General features: G+C 39.6%; 17 protein-coding genes and 1 pseudogene. All 18 read right to left on the reverse strand.

The features are described 5' to 3' along the window. Positions 1-2: 2 nt before the first annotated feature. On the reverse strand, positions 3-1,289 hold the full coding sequence (locus AAC622_RS06605) for an O-antigen ligase family protein (RefSeq protein ID WP_340260990.1): 1,287 nt from the start codon (positions 1,287-1,289) through the stop codon (positions 3-5). A gap of 585 nt (positions 1,290-1,874) precedes the next feature. Beyond that, positions 1,875-3,317 carry a mannose-1-phosphate guanylyltransferase/mannose-6-phosphate isomerase gene (locus AAC622_RS06610; protein ID WP_340260991.1) on the reverse strand — a complete coding sequence of 481 codons (1,443 nt, stop codon included), beginning with the start codon at positions 3,315-3,317 and terminating at the stop codon, positions 1,875-1,877. A 241-nt stretch (positions 3,318-3,558) separates the two neighbouring features. Beyond that, the gene (locus tag AAC622_RS06615; RefSeq protein ID WP_340260993.1) at positions 3,559-4,983 is read right to left on the reverse strand and encodes a Rieske (2Fe-2S) protein; all 1,425 of its coding nucleotides are present in this window, start codon (positions 4,981-4,983) and stop codon (positions 3,559-3,561) included. 177 nt (positions 4,984-5,160) lie between these two features. Continuing rightward, positions 5,161-5,367 (reverse strand): annotated as a pseudogene (locus tag AAC622_RS06620) (adenylyl-sulfate kinase); the annotation flags it as partial. A 34-nt stretch (positions 5,368-5,401) separates the two neighbouring features. Further along, on the reverse strand, positions 5,402-6,067 hold the full coding sequence (locus tag AAC622_RS06625; RefSeq protein ID WP_340260994.1) for a hypothetical protein: 666 nt from the start codon (positions 6,065-6,067) through the stop codon (positions 5,402-5,404). Positions 6,068-6,081: 14 nt separating this feature from the next. Then, positions 6,082-6,777 (reverse strand): hypothetical protein, encoded by a 696-nt coding sequence (locus AAC622_RS06630; RefSeq protein WP_340260995.1) that lies wholly within the window; start codon positions 6,775-6,777, stop codon positions 6,082-6,084. Further along, positions 6,777-7,778: a hypothetical protein gene (locus AAC622_RS06635; protein WP_340260996.1), complete on the reverse strand. Its 1,002-nt coding sequence runs from the start codon at positions 7,776-7,778 to the stop codon at positions 6,777-6,779. Before AAC622_RS06635 ends, AAC622_RS06630 begins: the two co-directional genes overlap by 1 nt. Before the next feature lie 51 nt (positions 7,779-7,829). Further along, positions 7,830-8,969: a hypothetical protein gene (locus tag AAC622_RS06640; RefSeq protein ID WP_340260997.1), complete on the reverse strand. Its 1,140-nt coding sequence runs from the start codon at positions 8,967-8,969 to the stop codon at positions 7,830-7,832. Further along, a complete protein-coding gene (locus AAC622_RS06645; protein ID WP_340260998.1) occupies positions 8,963-10,174 on the reverse strand; it encodes a hypothetical protein in 1,212 nt (403 codons plus the stop codon). The genes AAC622_RS06640 and AAC622_RS06645 overlap by 7 nt, the downstream gene beginning before the upstream one ends. Next, positions 10,171-10,878, reverse strand: coding sequence for a polysaccharide deacetylase family protein (locus AAC622_RS06650; protein WP_340260999.1), 708 nt, complete (start codon positions 10,876-10,878; stop codon positions 10,171-10,173). The genes AAC622_RS06645 and AAC622_RS06650 overlap by 4 nt, the downstream gene beginning before the upstream one ends. A gap of 7 nt (positions 10,879-10,885) precedes the next feature. Continuing rightward, a complete protein-coding gene (locus tag AAC622_RS06655) occupies positions 10,886-11,620 on the reverse strand; it encodes a class I SAM-dependent methyltransferase (RefSeq protein WP_340261001.1) in 735 nt (244 codons plus the stop codon). Continuing rightward, on the reverse strand, positions 11,607-12,605 hold the full coding sequence (locus AAC622_RS06660; protein WP_340261003.1) for a glycosyltransferase family 4 protein: 999 nt from the start codon (positions 12,603-12,605) through the stop codon (positions 11,607-11,609). Before AAC622_RS06660 ends, AAC622_RS06655 begins: the two co-directional genes overlap by 14 nt. 79 nt (positions 12,606-12,684) lie before the next feature. Then, complete coding sequence (locus tag AAC622_RS06665) at positions 12,685-13,947, reverse strand: hypothetical protein (RefSeq protein WP_340261004.1); 1,263 nt, start codon at positions 13,945-13,947, stop codon at positions 12,685-12,687. Beyond that, positions 13,944-14,948, reverse strand: coding sequence for an NAD-dependent epimerase/dehydratase family protein (locus tag AAC622_RS06670; protein ID WP_340261006.1), 1,005 nt, complete (start codon positions 14,946-14,948; stop codon positions 13,944-13,946). Before AAC622_RS06670 ends, AAC622_RS06665 begins: the two co-directional genes overlap by 4 nt. 1 nt (position 14,949) lies before the next feature. After that, entirely contained in the window at positions 14,950-16,005 is a 1,056-nt protein-coding gene (locus AAC622_RS06675) for a hypothetical protein (RefSeq protein ID WP_340261008.1), read from the reverse strand. Next, positions 15,992-16,780, reverse strand: a complete 789-nt coding sequence (locus AAC622_RS06680; protein WP_340261010.1) for a hypothetical protein — start codon at positions 16,778-16,780, stop codon at positions 15,992-15,994. The genes AAC622_RS06675 and AAC622_RS06680 overlap by 14 nt, the downstream gene beginning before the upstream one ends. Then, positions 16,777-17,868 carry a glycosyltransferase gene (locus AAC622_RS06685; RefSeq protein WP_340261012.1) on the reverse strand — a complete coding sequence of 364 codons (1,092 nt, stop codon included), beginning with the start codon at positions 17,866-17,868 and terminating at the stop codon, positions 16,777-16,779. Before AAC622_RS06685 ends, AAC622_RS06680 begins: the two co-directional genes overlap by 4 nt. Then, positions 17,858-18,619 carry a glycosyltransferase gene (locus tag AAC622_RS06690; protein ID WP_340261013.1) on the reverse strand — a complete coding sequence of 254 codons (762 nt, stop codon included), beginning with the start codon at positions 18,617-18,619 and terminating at the stop codon, positions 17,858-17,860. Before AAC622_RS06690 ends, AAC622_RS06685 begins: the two co-directional genes overlap by 11 nt. Between the last annotated feature and the right edge of the window lie 279 nt (positions 18,620-18,898).

Consider the following 18,898-nt stretch of genomic DNA (forward strand, 5'->3'; position numbering starts at 1 on the left):
TTTCACAATATTGGTGACTTCATTTGAGACAAGCGCCCGTTGCCCCGCAGATATCCATAGGCAATCGCTATAAAAGCCATTCCCGCGTGTCCATGCTCATTCATCATGGTTGTGTTGCCAAGCCCAGCTACAGTAAAACCAACTGCCACCAAAAAAGCCGCGCTAGAGACACCGCGATCAAGTGGATCAATTTTCTCGTGAGTGAACGCGATCGGCATAAACGTTTTAAAATAGAGAAAAAGCAGAATAGTTATTAAAAATAACCCCACTAGTCCACGCTCTATTAGAATGGTCGTCCATAGATTATGACCATGAGGAAAATGCCAATAGAAAGTTCCATCGTAGTTTATTCCATTGGCGTCTAGTACTGCTCGCACGTTAGCCTCCGAAGTTGCAGCTCCAAAGCTAAACCAACCGGTGCCCAGAATTGGGTGTTGATCCCACACTGCCAAAGCAGAATTTAAAATCTTGTCGCGGCCAGAAAATAGATTGTCACCCGTAACGCGAGCCACCAACTCAGACCGAAACCCTTCAGCCGGCGGCAGCAAAAGTACTGCAGAGATAGCCAAAATAGCTGTTAGTAAGGACATCAGAAAAGTGCGGCGAGACCAATTCATAGCGATAGAAAGATTTACGGACGCTATCAACAGTATCGCTGCAATTGCTACGCCGCCAACTAAGCTCTTTGATGGCGGAAGGAACGATACGGTGGCAACAATCGCCAATAAGCCTAATAAATTTAGCCACCTCACGGCCACATACAAACTACCAATGCCCACAGCAAGAAGCACAAGAGAATACATCGACGAATGGTTTACATGTCCGACCGACCGAAATTCTGGGTATGGCTTGCCGTTCAAGTGCCACGCCCAAAAGCTTTCAAACACTGCAACTATGCCACCAAGTAACGCAGCTGCCCAAAGGAACAATAATTGATCCCGCGAGTAATCAAGCCGTGCAGTTAGGAGTACAAAGAGGGCTAACAATGTCCACCGAGGTGCAGAATTCAAAGGCGTTATCAAATCCTTAAATTCTGAAAAAATCGGGGACACCCATAGTACTGCCATTAGCCCAAAAATTACCAAGCCGAATGGAGATGATCCGCCAACCGACCTTGAACGCACCGCGCAAAACAGCCAAGCAATGAGAAAGAGTATACTAAATACATTTTTTGGCGCCTCAAAAAGAGGCAAGCAAAAAAGTGACAAACCAATCAACAAAACTTCGGCGAGCGATGCCTTCCGCCCAGCCCCCAAATTGGCAATGAATTGATTGAAAATCTTCAACATCTACACCGTACACTCTGTATCGTTACGTAACACCGCGCCGATTTTATCACAAAAAGCTCATCATTGGCGCCATCACTTACATATAGACATGCCCAGCATACCAATGTGTTTCTAGCTAATCAGCACCTGGCCTCTTAAAAGCTTCAAGGTAACCTTGAGCTTTTGTCTTGTTAACTGGGACACCATAACCAGCAGCTCTATCAAATATGAACGTCTCACTGGCGGCAGTTTTACGCAGAAACACTGTGCTTGTTGTCCAATTAAGCTAAATGGCTTACACGTAATCATCTTATAAAAATAAGAAAAGGACATTCCACAATAAAATGTTCAGCGCGGTTTAGGCGTAGTTTATTTGCACGCCCATTATATCCAGCTACTAAACGTAAGTCATCTTACTGGGATGCACTCTACAGCATCCACCTTGGCAGTTCAGGTCTCCTGAGAATTGTAATTGGAAAAGTAATTTTCGTACTCTTCAGCCGAAAAACACTTCTATGCTAAATTCAGGGTGCGAATTATGTGGCAAACGCTTTATACTCCCATCACTAGGTATGACAGTTAACTTTTTAGTTTCAGGGCTCCAACCTAATCTCTGCCGTCCAGCTTCTCCGCATCACGTGCGTAAACATCGGCATACCTAACTATATCATCTTCGCCAAAATAAGTCCCCGTCTGAACTTCAATTAGAAGCATTGGATCGGCACCAGGATTTTCGAGCCGATGGACAGTTCCCAATGGGACATAAACCGATTGGTTTTTAGCAACCGACTTGACATCGTCCCCAACGGTAACCTTCGCTGTTCCACTGACCACTATCCAATGCTCTGCTCGATACTGATGGGACTGCAGTGACAAAACGCCCCCGGGGTTCACACAAATTTGTTTTACCTGAAAGCCCTCGCCAGTGACCAAACTATCAAACCACCCCCAAGGGCGGTGAATTCTAGTTGAATTTACTGCCTGTTTAACCTTGGCCGCCTTCAACGATGCAACAGCTTGTCCAACCTTATGACTATTTCCCTTAGATACGACCAACACTGCGTCATTGGTGGCTACAGCGATCATATCACTCAGGCCAATTCCAACCAGTTGCACGGCCTTGTCATCACTCCAGAGAAAACTTGATTCGCACTCTAAAGAAAGTGCGTTTGCAGAGACAATGTTACCTCTGTCATCCGCATCTTTTTGCAAATTCTCGGAAACTGCTAACCACGAGCCAAGGTCGGACCAATATCCGCTGTAAGGCATCACGGCCAAATTTTTTACCCGTTCCATAATCGCATAATCAACAGAGATGCTCGGCACCTGATGCCAAGTCTGCTCGTCTAATCGGAGAAAATCTAGATCATGTGTTGCACTGGCAAGAGAACGCTTAACTTTAGTTAATGTAGAAGATGCATAAGTTTCAAACGCCGATATCATTACATCAGCCCGAAACATAAAAATTCCAGCATTCCAAAAAAAATTACCGTTCTTTAACATCTCTTGAGCGGTAACTTCATCAGGTTTCTCAACAAAACTGAGAAGAGCACTACACTCACCTATCTTTTTCGTTCCAACTTCCAAATACCCATATCCAGTTTCAGGCCTCGTGGGCTGAATCCCAAATGTCACTATAGAGCCCCCCTGCGCAGTCGCAAAAGCTGCATGCACCGAACTAATAAAGCGCTGTGGATCAGGTATCGCCAGATCTGAAGGCAGAACTAAGACTACGCCTTCTGGGTTAGATTGTGCAACACTCAAAGCAGCAACTAATACTGATGGCGCAGTGTTGCGTCTACAAGGCTCTAAGATAACACCGTTTAGCTTGATACCCACTAAGCGAGCTTGCTCAGCAACTATAAATCGATAGTCTGTGGAAGTGAGTATAGTGGGCGCTTGAAATTCCTCTTGTCCGGCCAGTTGTAAGCATTGAGTAAATAAACTCTGCTGTCCGGCCAGCTCTACAAACTGCTTTGGAAAAGCTTCGCGGCTTGTCGGCCAAAGCCTAGTGCCTGCTCCTCCACAAAGAATAAATGGATACAGCATACTACCTCACACCCGTAACTTTAAATTTTCAAACGACAACTCACTTTGATGCAAAGTAAGGGAGATCCCAACAACCCAACAAAAACAACGCTTTGCCAACATTTCGAAGCGATAACCGGCGAGAACACTAAATTGACCAAAAGCCGTGAAATCAAACTTCGAAGCCCAATAGCACTGCGACAGAGTGACCAGAGCTGCACACCGTCGCACAAACCACGCGCGCGAATTCAAAAATGCGCGGCTACTCAAGTAGTCTTACGCTTATATTTTCGCACAGTGAAATTGTGTCGACAACAGGTTTCGCTTTTAATGAAACATCTGCCCTGTCGCACTGTCCACCTCGGTTCAGATCAAACAACCATGAGTGACGAGGACAAATCAAGTTTCCAGACTCATCAATACTGGCATCTTTGAGATCAGCGCCGTTATGCGGACAAAATCTTTGTATTTCAAAATTATTTCCACTGTGAGGATCCACTACGACAATGCGTTCCTCATTAACATCTATTGTAGTTTTAAAAGCAGAACGAATGTTTGTTACGTCTGACGATATGAAAATATTTACAAAGGTATTAAAGACGTCCGGCGATCTCTGGACCGATGCGCGCAAGCTCAAATATACGTCTTGCCAGCGATACTGAGCGTCACTCATCAAATGGAAGTAAGCCTCAGAAGCAGATATCTTCATATACTCTTCAGGAAGTAAATATTTTGTTAAATCAATAGTTTTAGTAGTTCCATTGTTTAAATTAATCTCCAGACCATTATTGCCCCAATCAAATAAAATAATTGGACATTTTTCAAATTTAAGATCTGATACTTTTTCAAGTCGTTTATTTACTTCACCTATCAGCCTATTCTCATCAAAATTTGAACCCAACACTTCATCAAATTCACAATGCAAACGCTCTTTTATAAGCTTAATTTCTTCACGAGTTGGTGGGTTTATGGGCTTTGTCGTGTTTGGGAACTGAACATTGCTCCCGGGCGTTAGGTATATCATTTCCACATCTACGCCCAGAAATAATTCCTTTAGTTTTGACTGATGTATGAAAATATTATCTTCACCTAGAGATAAATTCGGATCTAAAAAGGGAAAAATCGCTGGACCTGCCGACGGAATATAATACTTTGGTTTAATCGTCTCGATTGCCCTGCGTAATGCTGTTAACTTTGCATTTATTTTTTTCCTTGAAATTTCCGCCTTACATTCTTCAGATATTTCATAACAAACAGGATGCCAATTAGCACCACTAAACTGAACAGAATAGAAGTCAACATCAACATCACGAAAGTAATTCAGGCGATCGAAGATTTTACAGTCATTTTGATTAACAAAAACCGAATTATCAATATTCAGTACAGCGGCACTATCATGGGTTGCGCCTCGGTCAACTATAAGCAATTCAACATAATCATTATCATTTAAATAGAATTTAACTTGATCCTCCAGCTCGACTACTTCTAAACCTAACGTCGAAAGCTCATTAAATAAAAATTTATCTTCATATTGAGGAATTATACAGTGATCGATATATTTTGAAATTTTTTTAAGAGTTTTTTTGTCAAAGTGGTCCTGGTGCTCATGCGAAATGTACAAAATATTCGTTGGAGAACTTTCCAGTTCTTTTAATAAATTTTGCTCCAAATGGTGGTTAGCGGCCATTGATACCAACTCCCAAAAAAAGCACCTAAATCCGAAAACCATGGATCGAGTAACACTTTATATTTGGTTCCAGCAAGTAAAAAACAATTATGTCCAAAAAATTTAATATCCATTTTCTCTCCAATTTTACTCTACCCCCGAAACCCCTGATGTCAGCGAACCGCAATCGCAGTAAAATCAGGCTGCAATCAGCCCCATGCTTTGGAGTTTCAACAGCACCTGCTGCGCGCAGTAATCCACCTCCGTGCCTTCGGTATCGACCACCAATTCTGCAGCGGTTGGGGCCTCGTAAGGATCAGAAATCCCCGTGAATTCCTTGATTTTGCCCTCGCGCGCCAATTTATAGAGACCCTTGCGGTCACGGCGCTCGCATTCTTCAAGGCTGAAAGATCATACGAGCACACACAAATTACGCCCTCTAGCGAATTTTGGAACCTGAAAATGCCAATCCCCAATAAATATTTGTGTTATAGCGCCACAACTTACTCAATATAGCGTCCCCAAATAATGCCAAGACCCAACAACAATATATTAACGCTGGAAATTTAAGTATACGCGACAAAATTGCAGCACTCACCGACAAACCTCCGACGCAAATTGGGGTAATCTCGATATCGTCAAACCCAGCCTCACTTAGTATCCTCTTCAAGCAACTGTGAGTGTATCTAAAATAATCATCTGGATCAGCATGATAATAATGCAGAAATGGCACGAACCCTTCCAAGCGTCCTCCGGGAACCAATGATGCACAGATACTTTGGGTGAACGTAGCATGATTATACACATGTTCTAAAGTGTTCATTACGAGCGCAAAATCAAATTTTTGCCCAAAGTCGAAATCTTTTTCAAAATCTAATTGTACAACATTTACACCATCCCCATGCAAATCGGTATAACTCATCAGGCGATTATCCAGCTTAATAAAGCGATAATAGCTAGCGCTCGCATTTTTTGCACCAAAATCAATCCCAGAGCCTGAAAGTGATAGCGCACGACTACGCAGGAACAATAAATGAAGAGCGCGCCCAAGAGATTTACGCTCCCGACACAAACGATATAGCAACATATAATCCGAAAATTTCACCAGACAAACTCCCGTTATAAGCGCTTTAAACGCATAAATTCTTGGTCAGCCTCAATCGAAAGTGGAAAATAGGAGGATACAATCTTTGCACGCCCGTCAGGTTTTTTAACTGTTGCAGAACTCAAATGCAGTTTATGCGGTTCAATACCAACAAAATGTGCAATTTCATCCAAAACACCTACTGCGGTATCATTAAGCAGATCGTCAAAATCTACAACAATATGCTCATGGACGGATGCCAACATTGAAAGTTGTTTCATGTCACGAATATATTTATCCTTGATTTCATCAAAAGGAGCATTGAACCTAGCATGCCTGCTAAGGCAATAATCATCAAATTTCCTTATAAGTATAATCAGTTTAACATTATACTTATTACGAGGAATATATGGTACCAAATATAATAGTTTAGACGACTTCAAAAAGGAGGCACTAGCCGCTACGGAAGTCATACATCTATCTACTTTACGATAATAATAATTTGCCAATTTATTACAAAAAGGTATTTTTCTGAGGCTATCGGCGCGGAAGAGGAAAGAAAACGCTTGATGCAACATCGGGTGCTCAAAATTTCCTGAAGATTTGTCCCATTCACTTTTAAAGTTATGACCAAAATCCTTGCCCAATCCATGGAGTGTGCCGCTTAAAAGGGAGCTTCCATTCCGACCAGTGCCAACAATACACCATAAATCTCTTTTATCTTTCTTCATCATAAAACCTCTTTCAATTTCAGGAACTTCCAATATAGATAACGAACGAATTTTCCAAACATATATTGTATGCGCCAAACCTTAAATCTATCATTTTTCACGGGTATAAAAGTCCCATACGCAAGGTCAAAAACGCTAATAGCATGTTCACCATTCCGAGAGAAAATGAGGTATTTTTTTTCATCTGATTCAAATAGAAATGGATCCCGGCAACCATAATAAGGAGACAATGGCATTCCAGGCCATGATTTGAACGATGATAATAGATTAAGATCATTTGGAAACGGCATTTTTAATCTATGACTACTACACAAACTGAAATCATTCCAACTATACTCATTAACCATAATAGATTCTGGATAGTCAAAAATACGCGTATAAAATATTTTAAAATTTGTTCCTTCGTCAAATACGGAAAAATGTCGAATATTATTGATTGTCAAGTAAGCCAAATGAGACATGCTTTGAGAACTAGGAAAGTTAGTAAGCTTCCCAACTTTCACATGGTGCGCTCCAAACTTTTCAAAAAGAAACACCGCTTTATCTGTCCGAATATGAATGCGAGAGTATGCGTTAGCAAAAACATCAGAGGAATTTCTAAAATCGATACCATTTGTGCTCGTTAATAGCACAGTGCCTTGCTTTCCATACCTGGCTCTATCATCTGAAAATCTTAATTTTCCATGCACACTAAGAACAAAAAGATCCATTTCTTCCAAATAAATAATATCAGGAGAAGCAATATGATCGCAAATGTTTGGAAGCATTTCTAAGGTTACAAGCGGGTTTTGCAATTCTTGCCAATGTGAAAAATTTGTTTCATCAACTATAAACCCCTTAACAGCATTTCCCTTGTGATGTGCAACACAAGCGACGCACTTTCCCGCTAATTTTGATTTTGAACGGGCTGGTACTTTGATTACCGACACACCGCACACGCTAGGTACGGAATACTCCGGAAACACGTCCGTAGCTAGTAAAACATCCTTTAATTTCGACACCAAAACATCACCAAATAAATTAAGAGTACACAATATTTCGTTAAGAGACTGTCATGCACCTATGCTGTTACCCTCAGCGCTCCCATTAAAGTTAGGGGGATAAATCCGCCGACTGCATAACGAAGCTAAGTACCCACCAAGCATCAGTCCAACACTAGGAACAAAGGCAAAAACGGTGTCTCCCCTGGCCCAAAACAACACGAAACACAAAGTTGTTATCAACTTAAACAACGTAAGCTCTAAGGAATTCGTACGAGAAAACAGAAAAAGATATAGCAAGAGTAAAATTACAACCAAAACCAATATCGAAGCACCACGAAAGTTTAAATACAACTCAAATGGTAATGGTGAGCTTAGTGACCTATTCAAATTACTCGACAGATCTTCACCCGCGGCAATGAGGGTAAGCTTACCCGTTCCACGATATGTGTGAGGGTCAAACATATACGGTACAATTAAAGCGGCAAAAAAACCCTGACCATAAAATTCATAATCAGATTCTAGTGCAGAAGCAAAATGTTCAATAGATTCTACATTTGATGCATCAGCAACAACCAAAGCAATCCAGTCTTCGTGCTCGAAGGTTGCTGGGCGCTTAAACCATACGGTTAATAAAAAAACTGACACCAGCAACAACAAAACCAATGGCAATTTATAAAAATAATTGGACCAAGCTGACCCAATAACATTATTTTTAAGAAAATTACGACGATCGTATTCAAAAGACCACATAACAAGAAGGAAAACAACAGGCCAAAGAATGCGTACTGTAGTCCCCCAAAATGCTACAAGCACAAGCAAAGAAATAAACCAAAAGGAAAGGTTCCGCCCTCTAATATATGTACTTACAAAAAAATATAGCAATCCACCGTACGCACTGTACATAAAAAATCTTTGATGCATATTTGGATGAACTAATTCTTTAAAAAATAATATCGCACTAAAACAAAGAAGAATAATTATTGGCTGAATCAAACTTGGCTTATCGACTATAAATTTCTCTTTAAAAAGGGCAACTCGATAATACTTTTTAATGATCAGATTAAAAGAGAAAACACAAATTAAGGCTAGGGCCAAAATTTGAAAAAAATATTCGTCACCCAAACTAATGCCGCCGTTTACAAAAAGATATAAAATTGGATAAATTGCATATAATGCAAAAAACGAGTATATTAATAATGATATTACCAAAAAAAATTCTCCCTACGTGTTAGAATTTGCACTAAGCTCGAAGAGAGATAAAGTGAAAAAAAAGCAAAGTATGCGAGTATGACGTGAGTGGAAGACAAAACAGCTATACCTAGCAATGAGCCAAAAAGAACCACTGGTGCAATCATAAGGATCACGTAGCGCTTTGACCGTCCCTCAATCAATGAAGCCATTGCCACCTTGTTTGTTGCATTCGAAATAGCAATACAGCCACAGTATACTAGCCCCAAAACCACCACCATATTGGCGTCATCAAGTAAAGCAGTCGAGAAGTGAATGACGTACAGCAAAAAGACTAGAGCCGATAGCAATAAACTTACAAAAAGAAGCCGCCACTCAAAAACAACAGCGCCAGAGTGTTGCACAGTTAAGACACGATTAAATATATAGGGCCGAAGTGCCGAAAGTGCGCGCTGACCAATCGAAGCAGCGTGAACAGCAAACCGGAGGATAACTACCTCCGAGCTTGAACTAAAAACGCCAGCAATAAGCAAAAAACCACTTTTCAAAGGCTCTGCTATAAGTGAACGGACTGACCCCCAAACGAAATAGTCCTTTTCTGATAAAAAAATTCCAGCCAAGTCTTTGCCAGACGACGCTGTGAACTTTGGAAATACAAAATTATAGTACAAGTAAAATGCCGATATTGAAAAGTTAATAACTGACGGAACTAACAACACACATAGAACAACCAAAAAATATCTAAAATCGAAGAAAAGCACACCAGCCGATCCAACAATCATGGATAGACCTGGAATTAGACTAACAATAGATAAAAACGTATAGTCTTCTTTGGCTCTTAAAGAGTAACGAACAATTATAAATGGAATATCAATTAACATTGAAAAAGCGATCAACCAATAGATTAGAGAGCTAAGATAATCCGAACCAACAGCCATGGAACTGAAATGAAATATACCTAATGCAATAAATCGTGAAAAAGTCTCATAACTTAAACCAAAGTAAAATTGATTAGGCGTAAGGACCTTGTCAGAACCTTTAATAAGCCAAAACTCAACTACTCTAGACTTCAAAAAGGACTTCGAAAAATTAAACGAAGCCAAAGTCAGAAACACAGCGGCAGCTTCTCTGTTATCGAGACCTTTAGCAACGATAGTGGAGAAAAATATTCCGGACAAAGCTAGAATAGCGTCTTTTATCAAAAGAGAAATTTTCGCTATTTTCATTCGTGCATCCAATCAACAGAAATAGCGCGTGCCCTAGAAATTCTTGCGATAATTTCGATTTTTGGCATGGATGGATCTATACCTGTTCTTGGCAATAAAAAACGTCGCGGCGGAAACCGTCGATAGAATCCCCACCCACGAGTATATCCATATTCCTTTAATATATTTTCTATATCATGGTAATGTGGTACGTTATGTCGCTGCCCAAACGGGAATATAAAATCGTTAACATTAATATTGTATACATTAAAAACATCTTGAGATTTTTGAATTTGCGCCTCTAGGACAGAAACGTCTGAAGATCCAAAATCAATATGGTCATAGGAATGGTCGGCAATGATCACATTTTTATGAGATGATAACTCTTGAAACGTACCAACCGAAATTGGAATAACACCGCGCTTGCTCCGGTGGAGATTTTCAGTCAATATCGCTGTTTTTTTTGAATAACTGATTAATGGGTCTATAAACGACGTGCAAACACCTAACATTAACGAAAAATTATATTTTTCAACTATCGGAATAAACTTTTTCCAATCGTCATATCCATCATCAGCAGTTAAAAGAATACAAGGCTTAAAATAACCAGATTTAAAATCTTTTAAATTTACCAAATGAAAGTAACTGTTTAAAAAATCAAAAAAGTTCTCGAGCTGTCGGTCGCTATATACCAAATCATGAAGTGCAATTACTCGAATTTTCAAATTACGATTACTCCGGTTTTTTTATCACGACAAATATTCCACGCGCAAAAAGGTGCGGCACAAAGTGTCCCAAAATAAAACTGCGTTGATATGGCAATACATTTAACTCAAACTGTCGCCCACTTAGCAACTCCTCAAGCCATGGCTTAACATCGTTAACACCCCAGAAGCGAACGTGTTCACGGGGATGAACTCGCCATTGACAGAGGAAACGTCCTCTTATTAACATCCGTAAGATATAGCTGTAGTGTGTTGAATTTGGTATGCTGAATATTACACCTTTTTTTGCAATTTTTATTGCATCTAAAATATTGTTCTCTGGCACTTCAATGTGCTCTAAAACTTCAAAAAAAGTTATATAATCGGGCCTCTCGCGTCCTTGAAAATAATCCGACAGTCTAGAGGCATCTAAATTTATATAATTTATACCAATATCTTCGTAATAGTGTTGTAAACTTGAGTTGAAATCCGAAGCTGTAACATCATAACCACGTTTCGACAGCCAAACTAAAGTTTCACCCGTCCCACTGCCTACATCAAAGATTGAGTCTTCATTGTGAAAATACGATTGAAATAACAGCATTCTCTCCAATTGAAATGAATTCAATTTTGATCCACGCAAACACCCTCTATCATGCCAGTAGTCAATATTTGGCCGTGCAGAAAAATCAAATTCAGGATCATAAAAGATTCTTTTCCAATCCCAAATAATACCCCTCAATAACTTTTTAATTACCTGCATCTGCACCTTCTACCATCATGTCAGCAACAACGTTTTTCCACTGCACAAAACCCGACCCAATTGGCACCGTCGGAGGGTTATCGAAAATTTCTTCTAGTATCGTCACGAGGCCGTGGACATCGTTTGGATCAACAGACAATCCATATTCCGGCAATATAGCGTCTGTGTTTCCACTTTCCAAACTACCTATCGTGTATGTTCCACTCATCATAGCTTCCCGGTGCACCAAGCCGTACCCTTCGAAGTGATCATCGATATCATGAGATAATAATATATTAACTTTTGCAGTCCCATATAGCTTGATTAAATCACAATCACTAACGACACCTGGAAAATAAAAATTAACGGTGGGCAAAATTTCACGTATACTCGAAGTTTGACCTTCTGTGTATCCACCTGGCATAATAATATTTAAATTGACATCTGGGTGCTTACCGACGAATAAGTCAAGCGCAGACGATAGAGTTTTAAAACCTTTTCTGGGCTTTAGGTTTCCTACAAATATTAAATCAAAAGCCTTTTTGGGATTTTTAATTTTTTGCACTTCTTGATAAATTTTCTTTCCAACTCCTGCACCAACAACCGTTAGGTTCACAGAATTATCGTATTTAGAAATACGTTTTTTTGTATATTCTGACATGACTCGCCAGAGTACCCGTCTCCGTGCTAATTTAAAAAGCAAAGAACTCTTTTTAAAAGCTTTTAAGGAATAGGTACCTGCTCCATAGATTATTACCTTACTTCCAATAATTTGAGAGACAAAAAATGCAGAAAGGAGGTGGTACTCAGGTATAACTATTATATAAGAAACTTTATTTAAAATACATTTTTTTAAAATCTTTACAGTATCGATTATAACCGCAAGCCAAAATCTAGTCCCGCCAAACATTTCGTCGGCAATTAGGCCTCCACTCTGTTTTCCAGATACCACTGTAAAATGTTCGAGACCTAGGTCATCTAGTCCTTCAAGAACCCCTGTGGTCATAGTTGACCAACCATTTTTTTGCCTAGGGTCTCCGCCAATAACGCACACCTTTTGGATTTGTCTTCTAGTAAACAAATGTTTAGCTCCACACGAATACATCGTTACCAAATGACGTTTCATCTGGGGGTGGATAGCACCAAATATTTGCTTTTACCCCCCTAAAATTTTCTTGAAAGCTGCTGTCTCCGAGAATTTCGGAAAGCCATGGGGGAACTATGCAATGCACCAAAATGCTATTAGCTGCAATATCTCTTAAAGACTTTCTGCGAGGAATATCAAACGTATTTACCATCTCGTCATAATAGGTAACCTTGATGTTGTGCTCGGTCAAAAAACCAAAAATTTCAAAAGCATGGGAGTTACGGGTATCTGAAGTATTTGGGAAGCTTTTAAATGATAAACCGATTAAAATTATTTCGTCGCCAGTTTCGTACAAATCTAATATTGTATCTACTATTTTCTTAACGAATAGAGCATTGATATTTCGTCCAACTAGAACAGCATCACTAATCGTTCGACGATAATTGGTGTCCACTGCATCTCCCGAAAGAGACTGGTCTAATATGAAAGCATCTTTCGATAAACAAGGGCCCGAAACAGGACCAAACACCATCTGAGGAAAGCGTGGATAATCAAAACTTGCCAATCGATTTACTGTACTAAAATCAACTCCCAGATTGTCACACACTAGAGACACCAAATTCGCAAAATTAAACGTGTAATCTCGATACAGGTTCGAGACCAGCTTTGTCACCTCCCCCTCTTTAAACGACGAGCATTTGAGAATTTTAACACCTACAAACACTTTTTCTGCGTCCACAAATTCACTAGGATAAGGGGTCGCAAAAATTTGCGGGAGCGTGTTTAATTCGTGTAGTGCAGCGCCTTCAATTGTTCGCTCAGGAGCAAAGGCAAACCTGACTCTTCCACCGTAAGATTGATCTAGAAAGTCGCATAATCCAACCGATACTGTGCTACGAAGCCAAAATCTTTTCGCTCCACGTTCTACATAGTAAGCAACAGTTTTTAAAATTGAATCCGAAGCCGATTGGGCAGAGCCCTCCACTAGGGCTGTGCCAAGGGTAATAACTACAATATCCTGCTCATCAAACAAAAACTCATTTTCAAGTAAATTTTCCGGCAAGTAAATTTGTTTGCCACTGTTAATATAGTTTTTAAGAATGTTAGAGAGCTCTGGCTCCACAACATCAGAAATTCCAAGATTTAATCGCTCGCATCTTTCTTCATCACGCTCGATACCAAATACATCGCATCCTGAGCGATGTAGATGAAGTAACAAAGTCAGACCAACATAGCCAATCCCAACAACATAAACTCTCATCTAAACTCTCGTTCAACTTGCAAATTGACTTGATTTTGGTAATGGTTCACCATTGCGTTTAAACCACAATCCAAATTGGTGAACTGTATGTCTCGATCAAGTTCACTTTTAAGTCGCGAAATATCTGGACATCTCCGCTTAACAGACCCAGGTATAGACTTTTTACACTGAATTAGCGAGGGGTCGAGATTTAACTTTTGCATTATCGCAGTAGCAACATCATAAATTTTTGTTTCCACATCTGAACCAATATTAATAATCCGGGACTTAGGGCATTTAATTAAAAATAGCTCTTTTATAATAAATGTAAGGTCTTTTACAAACAAAAACGAACGAGCCTCATCAGCTCCAGGAAGAGTGTAATCACCGCCAAGCGCACGATCTATAAAATCAGGAATAAAATGGTTGAAACCCATGCGTGGGCCATAAATATTATGGATTCTTACTACGTAAGCATCAATATCAAAAGTTTTATGAGCTGCGAAGCATGCGTATTCTCCGTGCGCTTTAGACGATCCATAGCTCCATCGGTAAACTTCCGGTGGTCCAATAACGATGTCTGCTGTCTCAGGCGTTGGCACAGAAGTGAAGCCACAACTTACCCCCCACGAGTATACCTCTGAAGAGCTAAAATATACAAATTTTCCCCCATATTTATTTTTGCCAAGAAAATCTAACAGCTGTACCGTTGGCAGTGTCGAGTGTTTGAGCACTTCAAAAGGCGATTCATAAAAGTTTCCTGTTCCGTTGAAAGCTGCACAGTGAAATATGATACAATTATTCAGATTTATATAATTAGCTAATGATGACACAAAATTGGCATCGGATAAGTCACCCTCTATAAAATTCGCTTGCTCGATATCGCTCAATAGAGCAAGTGAAGCTTTCCCGCCTCTTATATTATTATCAATTCCAATAACATTATATTCAGAAATTTTATTGAACTCACGAACCAAATGTGAACCAATAAAGCCATAACAGCCCGTGACAACAATATCCATTTTATCCTCTGTTCATAATTGAATTTAAGCGCCATACCCAATTGTGTAACGCAAATTTATGATGAGCTTGATCCTTCAGCTTTCCTGCAATTTTGAGAAATTCTTTATCGTCAGTAGCTAATCTAACGACGGAGGCTACAAGCTTATTATAAGATTCAGAGTATAAACCGAGCTGCTCTACATCATCGAAAGCTTCTAAAAAGTTTATGTTTGAAGATAGAACCACCACACCGGAGCCTGCTGCTTCAATCACAAATTTGTCAAGCGCTGTGGATGAAAAATTCAAAGCGAATTGGCAATCTAAGTATATCTGAAATAACTGAAATCTTTGTACGGCGTTTAAGCAACATACAGACAAATTTTTTGTAGACTCGGCGGCACTCAGTGCGCGCTTTTTCACATCAAGCTCGTAGCCATCCGAATTGGTAAACCCTACAATGTGTAAAGTCACTTCGAAGCTAGGTAATGCTTCGGCAACAGATTTAACAAAATCTATACATTCAGTCACACGTTTGGAAGGCGCCACCCTACCAGCCACACAAAAGTCAATACGGCCGTCAAAACCACTCTTCCCACAAGTTGTATCAACAACAGGAAAAGCCACTCCATGGCTTATATAAATTGGCTCTCTAAGGCCAGATGGAAAACTTGATTTTGAAACTGTGAATACCTTATTAATAAGGCCAAACTGGAACAACCACCACACCAAATCCCTGACGGGGTGTGCTTTCCATTGAAACACCCTTAGCCCCAAAAGCCTGAAAGGAGCCAACAACAGCGGATAAACTCCCCCTTGATGAACCAAAACATCCACATTTCCTTTATGGCTCCAAAAAATGTTTATAAAAATACGATAAAAATTTATGAGAGTAAAAATTTTGCTACTCGCACCAAAAGAAAAAATGTTCTCAAGGTCGACGCCATCTGCCGTCAGAACTAGGCAGGTGGTTGGACGCAATCGCGAAAACTCACGGACGATGTAACAAAAGTTGCCACGCAACGTGCTTAACGGACAATACTGCTGTCCAATAATAACCAATTGTTTAGAGGGTTTCATAATAATTTATTTCATCTCTTAAGATCACTTTGAGGAGTTCATCTATTTTTTGGGTCTCCTCCAAAGAAACCGCGTGAGATTTTTTTGAATTGAGCCTCTTAATTGCTTGATGAATATTCAGTCGCAACAGAGCGTTATAAACTGAATAAAGCCCTAAATTTTGAAGCAATATTCCAGTCCCATGCACAAGTTTATCAAGTAAAAGAAGTTTGGGTATTCGAGTGGAATTTTCCTGGAACGATAACGCCTCCAAGTGGGCAGCTGAAGTACAACCAAATTTATATTCAAGAAACCTCAAAACATGCTCGGATGGAGTTGGATAAATAGCGTTAAAACGGAGGATGGAAAATGAAACGCTTTTGTCACCAGACCATTTTTGTCTAATTTCCTCAATATAGGTTTTATATGAAGAGTTTTTTGCAATAACCTTGCAAATCGTTTCAAGATTCTCCGAAGTGTCAAAATAATATCGCCTGCGTCCCGCCATGCGGTGGTTTCCGAGTTCACTAATTGCCCGTTCAACTGGATGCCGGACAATCATAGCAAGATGAACTTGATATCCACACGATTTCGCACAATCAACCATTTCGGAAAGCTTACCAAATTTATACACTAAGGTGGCATACACAAAGTGTGTGTAACCAAGATTTAGGCACTGACTTGATATCTCGGTTTCTTTTGGAGCAACTGAAAGTTCCGGAAATGAAGAAAGCATACGATGGAAAGTTGAAGTCCCACATCTCTGACCGCCAATTATAATGTATATTGACTTCACGAGAATAAATCACAAAATAAATTAATATTAAAATCTGGGTCAAAATACTCCCTTATATTATACTTATTTTTTTCTGCCTCGGTCTTTTCTAAACCAAGATTGAACTTTAAATTCGAAAAGAACAACACCAGTTCATTCACCTCATGAAACAAAAACATTCCCTTTGCTACAGTGGCAATTGATGCCGCCCCAGCATTTGCCCGTGTGATAACGGGAATACCAAGGGCCAGCGCCTCCACATACACCTTTCCAAAGCCCTCTTCACTTGAAAAAGATATTAATCCATCCGATGCAGCAAGCATATGAATTAACTCATCCCCCCAAAGACCATTATCATACCAGACCACATTGTCTATTTTATCCACGGCCCTAGCCATTCTGGAAACATCAAAACCAACTTCCCGAGAGGAAATGGGCGCAACCAATGTTAGATGTACATCTATATATTTCCTGATAAAATCTAACAACTCTCCAATTCTCTTTGTGTGCGCCAATCTCCCGACATAAATAAGTTTAATGGGCGCAACAGACTTTTCCAAATCTCGATCATAAGTTGACACATCAGAGTTCTGTTTTAAATAATCTAACAACATCACAGGTGTCGCAACAACAGAGATTTGATCTTCATTCAAACCACGCTTTATAAATACTTTCTTTTGTGAAAAAGTAAGTACTCTTATCTTATCTGCAAATAATCTCAAAAGGAAAATTCTTACAGAGTATTCTCTAGAAACTTCATAATGAACACCTGCAATACACCTTGCCCTCAAAAAGGCTCGAAAAAATACTAAAATCAAACAGAACTTTAGACTATCCTGAAAATAAATGGTCGCTCGAAAAGCTCCAAGCCGTAGGATTAAAATAATGCCATAAAAAACGGATAAAACTGGAAATTTTGATTGAATAATATGAAAAGAAACTTTTCCGGTTTTAAAACTTTTGACATCGAAAAATTTGGAGCTACGGCTGACAGAAACAATGTTGAGATCATCGATTTTTTCGGCATAACGTTGCATTCTATCATGATACGTTTTATTTTTCATAGAGAGGGCTTCGGAGCCAAGGCCAAAGAAAAAATTATTGCCCATCGTTACAATCCAAAATATCTTCACGAATGTTATTTAAAAATTTGTCTGGGTCGTGATTATGGTTCACGTAGGCGACACACGAAGCTGATAGAATTTCCCACTCCTGTTTCGACAGACTCAACAAACTGCCGATATGACTTGCAATTTTTTCATCACTCAACGACAAATCAACAGCTAAAGAATTTGAAATATTCGATACGATTTCAAGGTGGGCAGGTATCTTGCTTACGATCGGAACAACGCCACGCGACATCGCATCTAACAGAGCGTTAGGCGACTCCTCAGACACCGAAAGTGAAATGAAAAACTTATAATGATCAAGCTCAGACAACAGTTTTTCAATTGGTTGATGTCCTAAAAACTTACAATTATCTCCAAAAGATTTTTTTAACTCCTGAAGTTGTGGCCCTGATCCATAAATATCACAATTGACACCAATTAATTTCAATATATCAGAAGTTCTAGAAATATTTTTAATTGGGATTAATCTTGAGGCTAAAAGAACATTTCTACGACGAGCCTCAAATGCATTCCTTGTTTCAGGAGCCATTATTGGATTAGGGATAATCTTTATTTTTTCAGCTGCAACACCCCAGAAATTTAGAGTTTCTTTGGCTTTAAGGCTACCGCAGATATAATTATCAAACTTTCTTACCAGAAGCCTTCGGATTACATAAATTAATTTATATCCAAAATTTTTCGAGTAAAAATCATAAAAATCTGGTGGAGCGACAGCTGTTTTAGACTGCATGACAGTACGTTCCCAGATTGGGTCGCCAGCCAGACGAAATATGCGCCGTTTGCATGGAAAGCAAAAAGAAATTGAGGACCAAATCCAGTCACCTAGGGAAATAATAACAGTGTTACGATTGCAAACTGATGCAAAAATCCATGCAAAATATAAAATCCTAAGGAACTTATTAGTGGGAGCAACATGGAAAGCGACTTCTTGTTCGTGGTACAGAAGCCTATAATTTTGAGAATGGGATGGAGGAGCTACTCTTATAGCATGTACTGAATCCAAGGATTG

Origin of the sequence: Roseobacter sp. HKCCA0882, assembly GCF_037805225.1 — a bacterium.
GTDB lineage: Bacteria > Pseudomonadota > Alphaproteobacteria > Rhodobacterales > Rhodobacteraceae > M30B80.

What these genes read in the sequence shown, in the direction of transcription:
- AAC622_RS06605 (WP_340260990.1), bottom strand. Translation starts at nt 1,289, where the DNA reads ATGTTGAAGATTTTCAATCAATTCATTGCCAATTTGGGGGCTGGGCGG.
- AAC622_RS06610 (WP_340260991.1), bottom strand. Translation starts at nt 3,317, where the DNA reads ATGCTGTATCCATTTATTCTTTGTGGAGGAGCAGGCACTAGGCTTTGG.
- AAC622_RS06615 (WP_340260993.1), bottom strand. Translation starts at nt 4,983, where the DNA reads ATGGCCGCTAACCACCATTTGGAGCAAAATTTATTAAAAGAACTGGAA.
- AAC622_RS06630 (WP_340260995.1), bottom strand. Translation starts at nt 6,777, where the DNA reads ATGAAGAAAGATAAAAGAGATTTATGGTGTATTGTTGGCACTGGTCGG.
- AAC622_RS06645 (WP_340260998.1), bottom strand. Translation starts at nt 10,174, where the DNA reads ATGAAAATAGCGAAAATTTCTCTTTTGATAAAAGACGCTATTCTAGCT.
- AAC622_RS06655 (WP_340261001.1), bottom strand. Translation starts at nt 11,620, where the DNA reads ATGCAGGTAATTAAAAAGTTATTGAGGGGTATTATTTGGGATTGGAAA.
- AAC622_RS06660 (WP_340261003.1), bottom strand. Translation starts at nt 12,605, where the DNA reads ATGACCACAGGGGTTCTTGAAGGACTAGATGACCTAGGTCTCGAACAT.
- AAC622_RS06665 (WP_340261004.1), bottom strand. Translation starts at nt 13,947, where the DNA reads ATGAGAGTTTATGTTGTTGGGATTGGCTATGTTGGTCTGACTTTGTTA.
- AAC622_RS06670 (WP_340261006.1), bottom strand. Translation starts at nt 14,948, where the DNA reads ATGGATATTGTTGTCACGGGCTGTTATGGCTTTATTGGTTCACATTTG.
- AAC622_RS06675 (WP_340261008.1), bottom strand. Translation starts at nt 16,005, where the DNA reads ATGAAACCCTCTAAACAATTGGTTATTATTGGACAGCAGTATTGTCCG.
- AAC622_RS06685 (WP_340261012.1), bottom strand. Translation starts at nt 17,868, where the DNA reads ATGGGCAATAATTTTTTCTTTGGCCTTGGCTCCGAAGCCCTCTCTATG.
- AAC622_RS06690 (WP_340261013.1), bottom strand. Translation starts at nt 18,619, where the DNA reads ATGCAGTCTAAAACAGCTGTCGCTCCACCAGATTTTTATGATTTTTAC.